This is a genomic window from Paenibacillus sp. 2003 (genome assembly GCF_031455635.1).
Classification (GTDB): domain Bacteria; phylum Bacillota; class Bacilli; order Paenibacillales; family Paenibacillaceae; genus Paenibacillus; species Paenibacillus amylolyticus_B.
Genome location: NZ_JAVDTB010000005.1, coordinates 297,814 through 314,633, shown reverse-complemented (window position 1 = coordinate 314,633; position 16,820 = coordinate 297,814). Strand labels below are relative to the sequence as shown.

Genomic DNA, 16,820 nt, shown 5'->3' with positions numbered 1-16,820 from the left:
TCCTTAAAAATTAGGATAACATCAGTGTAAACGATAGTCAGGAATGTTTAAATTGTTTCCTTTTTGCGACAGACATAAACGAACGCAGGTGGGATATTCAAAGGCACTAAATCTATTTTTTCGATGATAAAGTGTTCGGATAATAATTTTTTCATTTGAAGTGAATATTGAAAGGCGATGAATAATCCTCCCGGTTTGAGTGCCTTATGGATCTGGTCTACCAACGCATTTCTTAATTCAGGCTCAAAGTTGAAGAAGGGCAACCCGCTAAAAATGTAATCCAATTGCTGAACGCCCTCTTGATTCATAGATTCTACCAATCGAGCGGCGTCTGGATAACAAGAGAACTCCGGGTATGCCGTCTTAAGAGTATTCCTCATCGTTTCGTTCATCTCAAACAATAGGACTTTGGTGGAATCCTGTACTTGTTGATGAATATAGCGAGTGATAGGACCTGTACCCGATCCAAGCTCGGCGACTGCTTTTGCCTCTAGCCAAGAGGCTTGCTTCACCATTTTGCTGGCGAGAAACCGGGAACTGGGTATGATACTGCCGACATGTTTAGGACTTTGCAGAAAGCTTTTCAAAAATAAAACAGGTTCATTGGAATTCATAGGGGTTCCTCCATAATGTGATGTTATGTTATCCAAACCAGTTAGAAATGTAATAAATGAAGCGTCGATAGTATGGGGCCGCCGAAGTAAATTCCCGCTGTAAAATACGTTATGGTCCATAACAAAGCACTGGAATAGGAGATAATAGCAAATTTTCTATACTGGACGCCGCTCAGCCCAATGACCAAAGGGAGAACATACCGCACGATTGGAATGAACAAACCGATGCACATCGCCCAATTGCCACTCTTATTCAGGATGAGTTCAGCCTTGACGAAGTGTTTATGATGTTGAAATCTGTGTTTTATCTTGGTTCCAAATAACTTTCCTGCAAAATAGGCAAAGGTAATGGCCGTTAATAGTCCTGATAAAATACAGAAATATGTGATCCATGAATTGATAACTCCTGTGTGGCTCAAAGTGGCACCGCTGATAATCGTGATCTCATTCGGAATTGGGATGCCGAAAGGCCCTAATGAGAAGGCAAAATAAAAAATCAGATATCCATACTGATGTAGTAGCTCTAAGATCGTATTACTGATCATTGTTTTGCCTCCTCTCTTGTTGATATAGCAATCTTAATGAAAAAAACTAAGGAATTAATAAGCATAAATCTGAAGAAAATCTAAAGAATACATAAGCAAAGCCAAACACTTACGTTCAAGAGAAAAAAGCCTTGCCAACTTAATGGCAAGACTTGAACAGGTAGAACTATTCAGGAGCGGTGATCAAGTGATATGAATTTCTGAATATCAAATAAAGTTTGTCTCAAAAAGGAACGTATAAGCAAGCTCGAGTTGATTACCTATATCTTTATCTGCAAGGAAGAGGATGAGCATAAAAGAAGAGTCGAGGCGTCATAATGACGACTCAGCTCTTTTTTATGTCCCAGGGGATCAGACTTCTTTGAAATCAGTTTATTGTAGAAAGTAGAACCATCTGAATTTGGCACCGGCAACAAAAAACAAAACAATCCATCCCCATAGAAACAACAAACGTAAAGGTCGTGGAATCAGGAGATACTCTGAGTACAATTTGCTGAAAAATTTCATTATAGTAGTGACCACCCCTGCTAAGTTACTCCCTTATATTCGCTTTCAAAAGAAAAAGAGACGATAAGATAACCAAGATCCCAATAAGTTTATATACCGTGACGTAGGGCTCAAGGTTTGTTCTGGCGATTACAAATCCGACGATCGATATAGATAATAGTAAAAGACCAAAGGGGATCTTATAACTCAGATGCAGAACATCCAATTATATCAAAATTAGGTATATTATATCATGACAAACACCAGAGGACATTTTTGTATCAGATTCAGCCGTACCTACTCATTCAATAAATAAATCGAACGATATGATGCTGGCATGCCAATATATAGTGTAAGGAGGAGGGGGATGGATAATGAGTGAGCAAGATGAGTACATAGAACTTGTAACGTTAATACGTGCGGGGCAGGAAGAAGCATACGGAGAATTATATGAGAAAACAGTAACGGCAGTATATCGGACTGTACGATTTCTCATCAAGGACGAGTCTGACACGGAGGATGTCGTACAGGAAATTTACATTCAGGCGTATCGATCATTGGCGCGATATGATGCGGAGCGTGCGTTTCGTCCCTGGTTAATGGGTGTGACAATGCGACATGTCCAGAGTTATCGACGCAAAAGGTTGATGCAGTTTCGGTTCGGCAAGCGAATCGAAAAATCTGACGTGGGATTGGAATATGATTTTTCCACTGATTTGGTCAACAAATTGGCAAATCGTCCTCTGCTGGAACAGGTGCGTCGTTTGCCGTACAAGCTGCAGCAGGTGATCACACTTCATTATTTAAATGAATACACGCAAGAGGAGATTGCTGGCATATTGGAGATTCCACTTGGAACCGTGAAATCGCGCATACATGCGGCGCTGGCGAAGTTGAGACAAAAAGAGAAGTTGAATCCAAGGTTGCGGGGAAAGGTGGAGGATTTGCATGAAACTCGATGAACAGTTGCGGACAGCCTACCAGGAAGAGACTAAAGAATGGTCCGTTCCTGCGAGAATTAAACATAAAATGATGGATGGTATTCGAAGTGATTCTCACATTAGAAGAAATCGAAAAAAATGGCTGGTCACTGGGCTATTGGCTGTTGTACTCATTGTTCCCACCGGAGCTTACGCAGGGTACACCTATCTTGCAGACGGAATATATGGTTCACAGGAAAATATCACTGCTATGGGGGGAACAGCTGAGGATTACATGAGGTTGGAAGCAAAGCTGCAAACGGCGAAGGCCCATTTCAGCGAAGAAGAATTTGTTCAATATATGGACTTGCTGAAGCAAATGGGGCAAATGGCCGTGAAGCATGCCGATTCTCAAGGCAATATGCATCCAGAGCAGTGGAGTACAGTGGAACAGGAACGATATAACCTTCTTGTAACTGAGCTGGAACCGTTTTTCGATAAGCTGGAAGCTGTGAGTGTAGGGTCTTCCAAAAAATTGATGGACGAGCAGCAATTTTGGACAGAACAGTTGGAACGGGCAGAGGAGACATTTACCAAGGAACAATATCGTGAGTTTAAGTCTGTCTATGAACAAATGAAGAAGTATGAAGCGATGATACTGGACAAGGATGGAAGTATCCATGAGGAACGCTTGTCAGCGGAGCAAAAGGATGATTTGAGGCAGCTAGAGAGACGTCTAATTCCCTATTTGAAACGATTGGAGCTCAATGTGCGTTGAGTCGGGCGAACTGTGAAAAGAGGAGAAGAGGCGAAGGTGAATTCTTTCGCTTCTTTCTATATGTTGTGACCTGTTACTTCCTCCCCTGCACCTTCAGCCGATATTGATGCGGTGTGGACCCTGTGGCGTTACGGAATACTTTGCAAAAGTAAGAGGGGCTGGTCATACCAACACGATGACCGATTTCGGGAACGGTGAGCGAGGACCGAGTGAGCAGCACACAGGCATGACGAATGCGGGTAGCTTGAGCATAAGCAATGATGGTGGTGCCAGTCGCTTTTTTGAATACATGAGATAGATGATAGGGAGATAGATGAAGAGTATCTGCGATATGCTCCAAACGAAAAGGCTCTTGGTAATACTGCTCAATCCATTGCATGATGGCTTCGGCATGAGGGTGAAGAACGTTTGCACTGGACGAGAGTACATCTTCGGAGCGGCGTTGCTGCCCGTCTTGCCACAGGTAGCGAAGTTGTGCGAGCAGATCCAATAAAAAGAGCCGTGTATCCTCCTCTACTTCGTGGGGAAGAAGACCTGGATATATATCTACATATTGTTCCATTCGTTGAACGAGTGGGGATGTGGCAGCAAGTCGGATGGGTTGAATGGGGGATTGCTCTTCCAGCAGATCCTGTATAAAGTCATGAGTAACAATAAAATGGGGCCAATGTGCCTTCAGTAGATCAAGTTCAACCATGAGTACACTTCGAATGAAAGGCTCTTGTCTGGATACTTGAATCTGGATGTGGTGCAATTGAAAAGGTCGAAAAATCATGAGCATACCGGGTTCAAGGGAGAAAACCTGACCTTCGGTTATCAACTGCCCGTATCCTTCGTGGATATAGGTTATCTCCATCTGGGAATGAGCATGAAACACTTCGCGAAACGTAGTGTTGGATGTACGACGACAGGCCAGATTAAATTGTTCTCCCAGGATGATGGACATTATGAATGCCTCCCTTATCATGCGCAAGATAGTTATATTTTACCACAAGATGAACGCATAAAAGCGCTTTATTATTGTGTATTGTGAAGGAAACAAGGGGGAGATTGTAACGATGTTAAGAGTGGCGATTATCGGAGCAGGTGCAATTAGTGGAGCGCATATCTCAGCATACTTGGCATTCCCAGAGCGATGTCAGATTGTTGCTGTGGTCGATATGTACGTGGAAAAAGCACAGAAGCGAATTAACGAATATGGACTGGAAGGTGCACAAGCCTTTACGGATTACACAGAGCTGCTTGCCCAAAATATTGATCTGGTATCCATCTGTACGCCGCCCTATACGCATGCTCCAATTGCGTGTGATTTCATGCAAGCAGGTGCACATGTGTTGGTCGAAAAACCGATGGCTTCTTCCCTGGAGGAAGCGGATTTGATGTTGAGAGCAGCGCAAGCAAGTGGCAAGTTGCTATCCGTAGTAGCACAGAATCGGTTTACGACACCGATGATGAAGCTAAAAGGTGTGCTGGACAGTAAACGGATGGGACCGATTGTACATGTGCAGGTTGATTCGTTCTGGTGGCGGGGCCACAATTATTATGATCTGTGGTGGCGAGGGACATGGGAAAAAGAAGGCGGGGGTTGTACCCTTAATCATGCGGTGCATCATATTGATGCCATGCTCTGGATGATGGGACCTCCAGTGGAATTACAGGCGATGATGGCAAATACGGCACATGATAATGCCGAAGTTGAGGATCTATCCATGGCGATGCTTCGCTTTCAGGGAGGGGCGCTTGGCATGATTACCAGTTCCGTCGTACATCACGGAGAGGAGCAGCAGTTAATTTTTCAGGGCAAAGAAGCCCGGGTATCTGCACCTTGGAAAGTGGTTGCTTCTACCGCGAGGAATAACGGGTTTCCGGAACCGAATCGAGAGTTGGAACACCAGATTCAGAAGCTCGCTGATGAATTACCGGATGTTACTCATGTCGGTCACGCTGGGCAAGTTGAGAATGTGTTAAATGCTATTGAGACAGGATCTCCCCTTCTGGTGGATGGCCAAAGTGGTCGGAATACGCTTGAACTAATTGTAGGCATCTACAAATCTGCAAGCACGGGGAAAAAGGTTGTTTTTCCACTAGGGGCGGAAGATCCATTTTACACAAGAGAAGGAATTATGCAACATGCCGTACACTTTTATGAAAAAAAGACGACGGTGGACAAATTCGAGGATTCGAGTATTACGCTAGGTAGCAAGTTGGATTCGTAGTATTTTACGTGCAAAAGATGCCCCCTCACATCACAGTGAGATCGGCATCTTTTTTTGTACTAGGTTCATTTCACCTACATCACCATAAAAAATCAATACACTCGGTCTTTCCATCCATTTAACTCGCACTCGCTTCAAGATAATAATCTCCATAGTCATGGATTGGATCAATAAAAAGAGGGAGTAGATGAAACGCTTTCGCAGCTAGCGGATTCACGTCATCTGATACACTCGGAGAAGATGATGCAATGGATTGAAGAGCATTTCAAATATGAGATCAGTTTAGGAGCAGATGGTGCAGATGTTCATCTGTCTAGATCGTATACTTACCGCATTCTCATCAAGAGAAAGATAGCAACATAACGGACTACGTCACAGCTTGAAGGTTGCAGCAAGCCTATTTTCTCCTTGAGACAACAACACATTAAGTAGAATATATTGGCATACGCGCCGGTTTCCAAATGGATCGTATTTCAGCCAGTTATATCGCAAATCTGCCGGGACGACCCTGCTGCAGTATGACAACAATTTGAATGGAGCAATAAGCATTATTATGAATTATAAAAAATAGCGTTATTACGTTTCTATATACAATTAGTATTTACCGTTTGAAGTAAATAAATCCCGGATGCGGATTGCACTAGCCAGTTGCTAAATGCGATACTCCACCTCCGGGATGCACATCGGTAACCTTCAAGCTAAATAAATATTAAGGATTCCTCAAGCTGTTACAACCACTTATCAGCCCAACGTTCCACGGCGCTTAGCGCTCTCCCCAGTTCCGTTCCTTTTCGTGACAACATATATTCAGTTCGAACTGGACGTTCCGTGACTACATGGCGAACCACAAGTCCTTCTTCCTCCAATTCCTTCATTCGCTCATTTAACACACGTTTGCTCAAGTCAGGGATATAAGCGTGAATCTCACTGAAGCGTTTGGGTTCCTCCATCAAAGCATGGATAATGAGGGCTACCCATTTTCGGCCAATGATCTGATAAGATTGTTCCACTTTTGTGCATATTTGCTTGGCATTCTCATCATCGCTCATGATTGTACTCCTTTGATTTAGTATTGCCTGTAATACCATTAGTATACTTATTGTAACCTACTTGTCCACAGGCCATATGTGTAAAATGTCACATACCAATTGTTCTTAATGTTACCACATAAAGCGTTATCATCAAATAAAAACCCTATAAACACTGGAGTTCACAGGTTCGACACGATTATTGACGAATTGTGACGACAGGTGTAATATGGGTAACGTTAATTCAAATGGTTACAATTTATAACCTAAACACAGGTTGTGGAGAGAAGGAATGTTCCATGGTTGAATTCAGGCGTGTTATATAAACGGAGGCAAGGCGGGGAACACACCCACTTATTCCGTCTTTTGTCATGCTTGGATTTGAACATTTTGCAACATCATATACTATACTGCACAGATCACAGGAGGCACTCCAATGGATGCAATGACATTTGTCCTGTTCGGGGCAACAGGCGATTTAGCCAAACGCAAGATTTACCCTGCATTATATAACTTGTACATGGATCAGAAAATGCCGAAATCCTTCTCCGTTATCGGATTGGGACGACGTGAATTGTCGGATACGGACTTCCAGGCGAATGTTGAAAAGTCACTACATGAATTCTCCCGTCAGACCCCGGAAGAAGCATCTCAGGTTCGTGATTTCATTGGCGCTTTCCGTTATTGTTCTTTAAATAATACGAAACTTGAAGATTACACCAAACTGTTGGAGTTGGTTCAACAGCGTGAACAAGAGCTCAACATTCCCGAAAACCGCATGTTCTACATGTCGGTGGCACCAGAATTCTTTGAGCCAATCGCATTAAACATTCAAGAAAGTGGCCTGGGTAACACCAAAGGCTGGAAAAAACTGATTATCGAAAAACCATTCGGACACGACCTGCAATCGGCTCGTGATCTGAACGAAAAACTGAGCAATACCTTTGCGGAAGAAGAGATTTATCGCATTGACCATTTCCTCGGTAAACCGATGGTACAAAATATTGAGACGCTCACCTATGCAAATCCGGTGATTCAGGCGTTGTGGTCTAACCGTTATATTGCCAATGTACAGATTACGGCAAGTGAGACGGTAGGTGTTGAAGAACGTGCCGCGTATTACGACCAAAGTGGTGCCCTTCGTGACATGTTCCAAAACCATATGCTTCAGTTGCTGATGATGATTGGTTTGCATTTGCCTAAACGTTGCACACCCGAAGAAATTCAATTCAAAAAGCAAAAAATTGCTGAAGCACTTCGTCCGTTGACAAAAGGAAATATCGCTTCTGAAGTTGTTCGTGCGCAATATGCAGCAGGTGAATTGCAAGGTTCCTCGGTTGTTGGATATTTGGACGAGCCTGGCATTCCAGCCGGATCTCAGAACGAGACCTATGTTGCCGCAAGACTTTGGATCGATGATCCATTCTGGAGTGAGGTTCCATTTTATATCCGTACAGGTAAACGCCTGGCTGAGAAATCCACTCGAATCGTTGTTGAGTTCAAGGCTCCACTGAAGACCGGTCATGAATCCGAAAATACAACCGAACCTAACCTGCTGACGATTGAAATTGGTCCGGGAGAAAGCATCTCGCTTCAATTAAATGCGAAGAATCCATTGAACCATGGTGAAGTGGAACCAATGCACATGACCTTCAACTCAGGTAAACGTAACATCCCTGAAGCTTACGAGAATCTGATCTTTGATGCAATGCGTGGAGATTCCACCTTCTTTGCTCACTGGAACGAAGTGGAGCTGGCATGGCAATGGGTGCAACCGATTCAGGAAGCATTCGAAGCAGGCAGCGTGCCACTGGATACGTACAGTGCAGGTTCGCATGGACCAGAGTCAGCAGATCGCCTGACCTCAGCAGACGGCTACCGTTGGTGGTAAGCGAAACGAAAGAGTGAGCACAAGAGAACACAATAGTAAAACAACAGGACAATCCGTTCTGCTCACAAATAATCATTTTGCAAAAATCCAAACAACACTTTCCAAGTCAACAGGATATAGAACGAAATGTTTTATTCCCTGAGGGCTTTGTACTTGAAAGTGGGTTGGATCGATGGTGCAATTTGCTGATATAACACAGTATCTTTTACGAATTATACCGTTCCAATTTTGCATAAGTCCTTCCGGTTATGTGGCCGGAAGGCCGTGAAAATTTTTGAATATAGATTAGCGGACGCACTGAGTTTTTTGCCTAAGTAGCGACGTTGTAGGGGACGGAATCGATTCTGTAGAAGCAAAGCGTTCGCCTTTGTATCCAATTTCTTCAATTTAAAGGTTGATGAAAAGAAATTTGGATACAACAGCGATCGAAAGAACGAGCCGTAACCGGAACGGTTGCTGCGAAACGGGAATGTAGTCTGGTGCTCTGCAACAAAATGAAATTTAAACATTGTTCATAACAGGAGGATTTTAAAATGAAACTTGGACTAGTCGGATTAGGAAAAATGGGATTGAACCTGGGTAGAAACCTGATTGATCACAAACACGAAGTGGTTGCTTTTGACCTGAACGCTGAAGCAGTAAATGAAATGAAAGAATACGGCGCTGAAGGCGTGTCTTCTTACGCAGAGATGGTGGCTTCGCTCGAATCCCCACGTGTATTGTGGATCATGGTTCCCCACAACGTAGTAGACGCTGTATTGGCTGAAGTTAGCCCATTGTTGTCCAAAGGCGACATCATTATTGAAGCGGGTAACTCCCACTACAAAGAATCCATCCGCCGTTACGAAGAGATGAAAACTAAAGGCATTCACTACATGGATGCAGGTACGTCTGGCGGTATGGAAGGCGCTCGTAATGGAGCATGTTATATGATCGGTGGAGACCCGGAAGCTTGGGCAGTCGTTGAACCGGCATTCAAAGATACTTCCGTAGAGAATGGCTACCTGTATGCTGGTAAAGCGGGCAGCGGTCACTTCCTCAAAATGGTTCACAATGGTATCGAGTACGGTATGATGGCATCCATCGGTGAAGGTTTTGACGTATTGGAGAAAAGTGGATTTGATTTCGACTTCGAACAAGTGGCTCGCGTATGGAACAACGGTTCCGTTATCCGCTCTTGGTTGATGGAGCTGACAGAACGTGCCTTCTCCAAAGATGCAAACCTCGACGAAATTAAAGGCGTAATGCACTCTTCCGGTGAAGGACGCTGGACAGTAGAAACGGCATTTGATCTTCAAACCGCTACACCGGTTATCGCTTTGTCCTTGCTGATGCGTTACCGTTCCCTGGAGACAGACACATTTACAGGTAAAGTGGTAGCAGCATTGCGTAATGAATTTGGCGGTCACGCTGTAGAGAAAAATTAATTTTATATATAACTGTTAACATATGATGAGAATCGGGTAATGACTTATATCGTGTTTACGAATTCATCAAGTGGAGGTAACATATCATGAAATTTTTCTTGGATACAGGGAATGTGGAAGAAATCAAACGGATCGAACGTTTGGGTCTGGTGGATGGAGTCACGACTAACCCGTCTTTGATTGCCAAAGAAGGTCGCGTATTTAAAGAAGTCATTCAGGAGATCTGTGGCGTTGTTAAAGGCCCGGTCAGTGCTGAAGTCATCGGTCTCAAAGCCGAGGATATGTTGAAGGAAGCTTATGAAATTGCAGAATGGGCACCAAATGTAGTCATTAAATTGCCGATGACCGAAGATGGGCTGTACGCTTGTCATGAGTTGACGCAAAAAGGGATCAAAACCAATGTTACGCTGATTTTCTCCGCAGCACAGGGCCTGATGGCGGCGAAAGCCGGTGCAACCTACATCAGTCCATTCGTTGGTCGCTTGGATGATATTGCGGTGGATGGTATGAAATTGATTCGTGATCTGCGTCTTATTCTGGACATGTATGATCTGCCTTCCGAGATTATCGCAGCAAGCATTCGCAATATCAAACATGTAGAGGATGCAGCCCTTTCCGGTGCGCATATTGCCACCATTCCGGGTTCGCTTCTGCCGACACTTTGGAAACACCCACTGACGGACAGCGGGATTGAACGTTTCCTGAAAGACTGGGAATCTGTTCCAAAATAAAAGGATAGACATGCCTGAATCTTTGGGTGGTCTGAACATAAAGCCTTTCGTCTTGCAGAGTAATCTGCGGGCGAAAGGTTTTTTTTTTATCTCTGTTTATGTAGTTTCCGATTTCCGGTTAGTTTAGCCAATGAGGAGTGCTTGTCCCTTTAATATGTTGTTGTTACTTTCTATAGAGTGTCCACGTACTGTCCTTCTTTTTCGGGACAACGGTGCATAAGGTTAACATATAGCCTATAGCTCATCCCGTAGGGGAGGGACACTTCGATGATGAGAAGAAAATGGCGAAGCCGGAGACGCCGTAAGCCGCCAAGTGGCAAACGCAAAATGTGGTTGATCATTTTATTGGTCACCGCGTTTTGTTTGATGCAGGGCTTTGCTTATGTGGATAAAAAGATGAAGCCCCCCATCATGCACTTGGCCAAGATTAGAGTGAAGCAGATAGCGACTGAAGCGATCAACAAGGCGATTACAGCACAGGTTGCAGATGGCAAAACCAACGAAGGACTGATTGACTGGAAAACGGATACCGCCGGGAAAGTGTCCGGTTTCATGCTGAACTACAATGAGCATATGCGAATCACCGCAAGTACGATGAATATTGTGCAATCCACGCTGCAAAATGTACACATGTTAAAAGAAAAAATCCCGCTGGGGCAGGCACTTGGCAGTCCGGTGTTGGCTTCATTTGGCCCGAGTATACCGGTTCGTATTGAGCCACAAGGCGCTGTCAAAGTGGACCTGAATACCCGTCAGCAAAATGCGGGTATTAACATGATTTTGGTGGAAGTGTACATTCACATCATTGCTGAGGTCGCGGTCGTGGTACCCTTCGACATGGAGCCCGAAACGGTTGATACGGAGATCCCGATTTCCTACCTTCTGGTTGTCGGGGATGTGCCAATGTATTATTACGATAATCAGGGCAAGCCAGTAGGCAGTAACGGCAGCAATGCCCCGGCTATTGCGCTGCCATCAGGTCATACGGGTGTATCAAGCGGTAATGGAGTAACTACGCATCCCCCTAGCCAGAACCAGCAACAGACGCCGTCAGACCATTTGCAAGGGAATGAACTTGAAATTGAGCCGGATGATCTGCCTGATATGAATGGGGGATTGCAGCTCAATAAGGACGCGCACCCATGATACACACAAATTAGAATTGTAAAGCAAAGAAAGGGGCCTCTATTAAAGAGGTCCCTTTTTCGCTTTGCTGATCGTGCATATACTCGTCTCACTTGCTTTTCTTGCTCTTTTGTTTGCGTTCATCCTGTTCCCAATGTTTCAGCTGTGGATAAGGATCGAACGACCATTCGTGCAGTCCGCTGTCCCGGTAGATCCCATAGTGCAGATGTGGAGGGAATTTGCCCTGTGTCCCAGGTTTCCCGTAACCCGAACTGCCAACCCAACCTACGACCTGACCGGGGATCACAACTTCACCGATGCGTGCACTTTTGTCAAAACCCGAGAGGTGGGCGTAATAATGATAATGGTTGTTCAAATCCCGAATTCCGATACGCCAGCCGCCAAACGGATTCCAGCCTTTGATCTCCACGACCCCGTAACAGGTACTGCGCACAGGCAGGCCATGCGGAGCGAAGATATCCGTTCCCTCATGAATGCGATAACCGCCCCAGCTTCTTTTTGTCCCCCAGGTACTGCGATAGGAGTAGTTGGTTCCGAGTGGGACCGGAAAGGCATGTCCGAATAGATCCAGATTGTCAAAATGCTCATATAACTTCGCGAATTGCTGTATCCGTTGCACAGCACGGGAGTTGTGATAATATTCCCACAAGGCAATGTTGAAGTCCTCTTGCTTGTTCCCGTAACCTTGAATAACAGAAGCCATGCTGTACAGCACATCCTGATCATTGTTGGCATCCGCTATACCGTCTCCTGAACCATCACGTCCATATCCTTTGAAAAAAAGAATGGATTCCGGATGTTGATCCGTCTCATCGGGATTTAGCCATCCTCTCCAGGCCGGAGGGGTCATGAAGATACCCGTAAGCCGCTCCGGATGCTTGCGATCCTTTGGATGTGCACGAGTAATCGTTCGTTCATACTGATCAATTGCGGCTAGCCTGTACCAGGGAATCTGAGTCATCTGACCGATGGTCTCATATAAATGGCGACGTGCAGCGAAAATTTCTGCGGGTTTTAACTCGGTGGCCTGTGGTTTCGGACTGGCTCCGACAGGTTCACTGTAAACTTCAACAGGCAAGAATGGGAGAAGCAGAGTAACTGCAAGTAATGTTTTGATCCAAAAGCGGTACGTGTGCCTGAAGGTCAAGCGTTGTTGCACTGGGAAGCAGCCCCTTTCCATTAGAATGATACAAGGTACCCGATGAACCAAGCTAAAGGTTAGCGTTCTTCAAAAGTTCTCATTTTATCCATGTAAGCTCTTGGGGGGAATCCAATTATACAAATTGTCCATATCGAGCATGAATGCACAAGATGTGACAAATGGGGGTTTTTCCAGCGCTTTCATGGTATAATATGTTCCGAGCAACAGCCTAACTTCAGTAGAAAGAAGGTTTATGCATTGGCTAAACGTGTTAAAGAACCGAAGCCGGATTGGATTCGGATCAAATTGACAACCGGCGATAACTATCAGGAAATGAAAACGATGATGCGTTCCAAAACGCTGCATACGGTATGTGAGGAAGCGCGGTGTCCGAATATTTATGAATGCTGGGCCAATCGAACGGCCACTTTTATGATTTTGGGCGATATTTGCACAAGGGCATGCCGTTTTTGCGCGGTGAATACAGGCTTGCCAACGGAGCTTGATTTGCAGGAACCAGAACGTGTGGCGGAAGCAGCAGAGCAGATGAATCTGCAACACTGCGTAATTACAAGTGTAGCCCGTGACGATCTGAAAGACGGGGGAGCTACGATCTTTGCAGAGACGGTGAAGGCCGTACGGCGACGGTTGCCATTGTGCAGCGTTGAAGTACTCATTCCAGATTTTCTGGGCGATCGGGAATCTTTGCAGATTGTAATGGATGCCAAACCGGACATTCTGAATCACAATATTGAGACGGTTGAGCGGTTGTCAGACAAAGTGCGTGCCAAGGCGAAATATAAACGTTCACTGGAATTGCTTGCTCGTGCCAAAGAAATGCAACCTAACATCCCTACGAAATCAAGCATTATGCTTGGTGTAGGTGAGGAATATAATGAAATTTTATCAACAATGGATGATCTTCGTGCAGTGAACTGTGATATCATGACGATTGGTCAATATTTACAGCCATCGGAGAAACATCTGTATGTTGAAAAGTATTATCCGCCAGAGGAGTTCGCTGCATTGAAACAGGAAGGATTAAAACGAGGGTTCAGCCACGTCGAATCCGGCCCGATGGTACGCAGCTCCTACCATGCGCATGAACAGGTGAAATCGGCTACCAAACATGCTGAACAGGCGGCAACACACGCGTGATGGAGGATACCGGATTGGAAGAAGAAAAAAACACAGAACAGATTCAGGACCAACTTCAGGAACAGATCCAGGAGCCGGCTCAGGAATCGGTTGTTGAGTCAGTTGAAGAAAAGCCTAAAGAACCGGTCATTGTACAGATCGGCGGCAAAAATTATGAAATCGTCCAGAACCACAAAGAAGGCTGGAATCCAGAGGTTTTCCGTGATCGTTACAGTGAAGTGCTGGAGCGTTATGATTATATTATCGGAGACTGGGGTTATAGCCAGTTAAGGTTAAAAGGTTTTTACCGTGATAACCATCCAAAAGCGACGAAGGATTCCACGATCGCCAGTATGGTGGATTATATCAATGAATATTGTAACTTTGGCTGTGCGTACTTTGTGCTTCAGAAGAGCAAAGATCAACCTCAAGCCAAAGCAAAAAGCGGTTCCTGAGAAGGACCGCTTTTTTGGTGTGTTTATTTTAGTCAAGAAATGCCGTGCGAACCCGGTTCCAGAATGGATAAGGGCGGAAACGTGCGAAACTGACCTTGTGACTGGATACCTGACAACGGACGGAGATCAGATCCTCCACCATCACATTCACATGATCAATGGTCATCAGTAACCGCTGATCCTTGCGGGAGAAAATATCACAATGATGATGCTTGGGCAAAATAACCGGTGAACCAAGTGTCCGATAGACCCGGTTATTAATCGATGCAATCTCCGCAATCTGAATGGCCTCGATGGTTGGATGAACCATGGCACCGCCAAGGGCCTTGTTGTATGCCGTGCTGCCTGATGGCGTGGATACACAGATTCCATCCCCACGGAACATCTCAAATGTCACATCGTTAATATCGACCTGGGCCACGACAGTACCGTCTACACCTTTTAATGTAAATTCATTAAGGGCGATGTAAGAGGAATTCCCCGACTTTTTCCGAATCTCAAGCTCCAATAGCGGGTATTGTACAATGCGTGGTTTGAGACGCTCCGGATCTCCTTTGCCACTCATCAGCCTGACTAACTCGCGTAATTCTTCCTTCTTCCAATCGGCGTAAAAGCCGAGATGGCCTGTATGAACCCCAACAAAAGCAATATCCGGAATACGGTCGATGAAATTGTGAAATGCCTGCAGCATCGTACCATCGCCCCCGATGGAGATAACAATCTCCGGCGATTCTGCATCCAGCTTGAACCCTTCTTCCTTCGCCAGCGCATGAAACTGCTGACTAAGATCAATCGATAACTGGTCTCCGCGGTCTTGAACATAATATCTCAAGATGAAAGCTCCTTTGTGGTCATTATACTACCGATGATAATCAATTCCGCGGAAGAACACAACGTCTAGGCGCATATTCCGTTAAATATAGATGAATCGTTGACTTATTTTTTGGCATGTCGTCTAGGCTTGAGAATGGAACTTAATATCGCTAGAAATAACAACAACACGATGAGGCTTACAAAAACAATCATTCCTGACAAGAAAATCAGTCCCCAGTCCGGTGTATATGTTGATAACGATGGGATGAAACCGGGCTCCATGAGAACGGGTGAAGAGGAACGGCTCATCATGGGTGTCCATAACAGCAGGACCAGCACAGGTGCGATTAGGGCATGAATTGCTCTGGCAAATAGAAATGGACCGTATCTCATGGGTGTGTTGCTAAGAACACTCATAATCTGTGCATGGACGGATAATCCGCCCCAGGAGAGAACAAAGGCTGCTGCTGCTACTTTATAGACGAGTGGGATGGATGCCCCGGCACTCCCAGCCTCTTTGTTCCCCAGCGTTACTTCAAACAGCCCACCGACCAAGCTAGGAGATAAAGATGGAGGCAGTCCGCTATGTCGTAACAATTGCTCGGTTATCCCGTATAATCCGCCAAGCCAACCGGTCTGTACAAGCAGCTCCATCATGACCGAGAAGAATACAACCAGCCCTCCTACGATAATAATAAGGCGAAGGGATGAGGAGACTGCCTGGCGCAGCAGTTCACCAAATGCCCGTCCGTCAGCCTTTCTTGCTTCATGCATCGCATAGATGGCCCGGACCAGTCTGTTTTTAGGTATTTCCTCCGATGGAGATCCAGAAGAGATTTCTGGCTGTGAGCCTTTTGCTGTACCCCCGTGAAAACGCATGAGCATACCCACCAGAAAAGCTGCAGCGTAATGGCTCGCAACCAATACTGGAGCAATGGCGACATTATGGAAGAACCCAACCGATACGGCTCCAATCATGAAGATCGGATCGGATGATGTAGTGAAGGCAACGAGCCGTTCTCCTTCTTCCCGGGTAACCAGCTTTTGTTCCCATAACTGGGCGGTCAGTTTCGCCCCTGTAGGATAACCGGATGCACAGCTCACGGCAAATACAAAACCACCGCTTCCGGGAACACGAAACAATGGACGCATCAGTGGATTCAGCAATGTGCCTAGGAAATGAACAATGCCAAAGCCGAGCAGCAGCTCGGACAGCACCAAAAAAGGAAAAAGGGAGGGAAACAATACGTCCCACCAGATGGACAGTCCGCGTACACCTGCATGCCAGGTTTCCGCTGGATACAAGACCATTAATACACAAAGGATCAGGAGAGCGAGTGTGACCAGGACATGGGTGAGTCGTTGTGAAGCAGCCATGAATTCTTCTCCTTTATTTTGGAATGGTCGATGTGCGGAAGTCTGTGATGTTATTGCCATCAATATATGAAAAAAAGTGGACAAACAGTACAAAATTATACGTAGAAAGCGCTTG

Annotated in this window: 16 protein-coding genes; 9 read left to right on the top strand and 7 right to left on the bottom strand. The window is 45.3% G+C overall.

Annotated features, from left to right (window positions below):
- Positions 1 to 47: 47 nt before the first annotated feature.
- Both J2X75_RS21515 and J2X75_RS21510 read right to left on the bottom strand, forming a co-directional pair.
- Positions 48 to 614, bottom strand: coding sequence for a class I SAM-dependent methyltransferase (locus J2X75_RS21515; protein WP_310339904.1), 567 nt, complete (start codon positions 612 to 614; stop codon positions 48 to 50).
- Positions 615 to 655: 41 nt separating this feature from the next.
- Positions 656 to 1,159 (bottom strand): DedA family protein, encoded by a 504-nt coding sequence (locus tag J2X75_RS21510; RefSeq protein ID WP_310339901.1) that lies wholly within the window; start codon positions 1,157 to 1,159, stop codon positions 656 to 658.
- 860 nt (positions 1,160 to 2,019) lie between these two features.
- Between J2X75_RS21510 and J2X75_RS21505 the strand changes: the two genes are divergently transcribed.
- Positions 2,020 to 2,607: a sigma-70 family RNA polymerase sigma factor gene (locus J2X75_RS21505; protein WP_310339899.1), complete on the top strand. Its 588-nt coding sequence runs from the start codon at positions 2,020 to 2,022 to the stop codon at positions 2,605 to 2,607.
- Positions 2,594 to 3,343 (top strand): DUF3600 domain-containing protein, encoded by a 750-nt coding sequence (locus J2X75_RS21500; protein ID WP_310339897.1) that lies wholly within the window; start codon positions 2,594 to 2,596, stop codon positions 3,341 to 3,343. Before J2X75_RS21505 ends, J2X75_RS21500 begins: the two co-directional genes overlap by 14 nt.
- Before the next feature lie 73 nt (positions 3,344 to 3,416).
- Here J2X75_RS21500 and J2X75_RS21495 read toward each other — a convergent pair whose 3' ends face one another.
- Positions 3,417 to 4,289: an AraC family transcriptional regulator gene (locus tag J2X75_RS21495; protein ID WP_310339895.1), complete on the bottom strand. Its 873-nt coding sequence runs from the start codon at positions 4,287 to 4,289 to the stop codon at positions 3,417 to 3,419.
- A gap of 112 nt (positions 4,290 to 4,401) precedes the next feature.
- Here J2X75_RS21495 and J2X75_RS21490 point away from each other — a divergent pair, with 112 nt between their 5' ends.
- The gene (locus J2X75_RS21490) at positions 4,402 to 5,559 is read left to right on the top strand and encodes a Gfo/Idh/MocA family protein (protein ID WP_310339893.1); all 1,158 of its coding nucleotides are present in this window, start codon (positions 4,402 to 4,404) and stop codon (positions 5,557 to 5,559) included.
- A 728-nt stretch (positions 5,560 to 6,287) separates the two neighbouring features.
- Here the strand turns inward: J2X75_RS21490 and J2X75_RS21485 are convergent.
- On the bottom strand, positions 6,288 to 6,608 hold the full coding sequence (locus tag J2X75_RS21485; protein ID WP_036605715.1) for a winged helix-turn-helix transcriptional regulator: 321 nt from the start codon (positions 6,606 to 6,608) through the stop codon (positions 6,288 to 6,290).
- 415 nt (positions 6,609 to 7,023) lie between these two features.
- Here J2X75_RS21485 and zwf point away from each other — a divergent pair, with 415 nt between their 5' ends.
- The 4 genes from zwf (at position 7,024) to yunB (ending at position 11,782) form a co-directional block, all read left to right on the top strand.
- Positions 7,024 to 8,478, top strand: coding sequence for a glucose-6-phosphate dehydrogenase (gene zwf, locus J2X75_RS21480; protein WP_310339890.1), 1,455 nt, complete (start codon positions 7,024 to 7,026; stop codon positions 8,476 to 8,478).
- 533 nt (positions 8,479 to 9,011) lie between these two features.
- Positions 9,012 to 9,905, top strand: a complete 894-nt coding sequence (gene gnd / locus J2X75_RS21475) for a phosphogluconate dehydrogenase (NAD(+)-dependent, decarboxylating) (protein ID WP_310339888.1) — start codon at positions 9,012 to 9,014, stop codon at positions 9,903 to 9,905.
- An 86-nt stretch (positions 9,906 to 9,991) separates the two neighbouring features.
- Positions 9,992 to 10,636 (top strand): fructose-6-phosphate aldolase, encoded by a 645-nt coding sequence (gene fsa / locus J2X75_RS21470; RefSeq protein WP_036605718.1) that lies wholly within the window; start codon positions 9,992 to 9,994, stop codon positions 10,634 to 10,636.
- 267 nt (positions 10,637 to 10,903) lie between these two features.
- Entirely contained in the window at positions 10,904 to 11,782 is an 879-nt protein-coding gene (yunB, locus tag J2X75_RS21465) for a sporulation protein YunB (RefSeq protein WP_310339884.1), read from the top strand.
- A gap of 88 nt (positions 11,783 to 11,870) precedes the next feature.
- Here the strand turns inward: yunB and J2X75_RS21460 are convergent, their stop codons facing one another.
- Positions 11,871 to 12,941, bottom strand: coding sequence for a M23 family metallopeptidase (locus J2X75_RS21460; protein ID WP_310339882.1), 1,071 nt, complete (start codon positions 12,939 to 12,941; stop codon positions 11,871 to 11,873).
- A gap of 240 nt (positions 12,942 to 13,181) precedes the next feature.
- Here J2X75_RS21460 and lipA point away from each other — a divergent pair, with 240 nt between their 5' ends.
- Complete coding sequence (gene lipA / locus J2X75_RS21455) at positions 13,182 to 14,081, top strand: lipoyl synthase (RefSeq protein WP_017692371.1); 900 nt, start codon at positions 13,182 to 13,184, stop codon at positions 14,079 to 14,081.
- 14 nt (positions 14,082 to 14,095) lie between these two features.
- A complete protein-coding gene (locus J2X75_RS21450; protein ID WP_244988285.1) occupies positions 14,096 to 14,515 on the top strand; it encodes a YutD family protein in 420 nt (139 codons plus the stop codon).
- Positions 14,516 to 14,543: 28 nt separating this feature from the next.
- Here J2X75_RS21450 and J2X75_RS21445 read toward each other — a convergent pair whose 3' ends face one another.
- A complete protein-coding gene (locus tag J2X75_RS21445) occupies positions 14,544 to 15,347 on the bottom strand; it encodes an NAD kinase (RefSeq protein ID WP_036673293.1) in 804 nt (267 codons plus the stop codon).
- 104 nt (positions 15,348 to 15,451) lie between these two features.
- Positions 15,452 to 16,705 (bottom strand): sporulation integral membrane protein YlbJ, encoded by a 1,254-nt coding sequence (gene ylbJ, locus J2X75_RS21440; protein WP_310339877.1) that lies wholly within the window; start codon positions 16,703 to 16,705, stop codon positions 15,452 to 15,454.
- Positions 16,706 to 16,820: the final 115 nt, after the last annotated feature.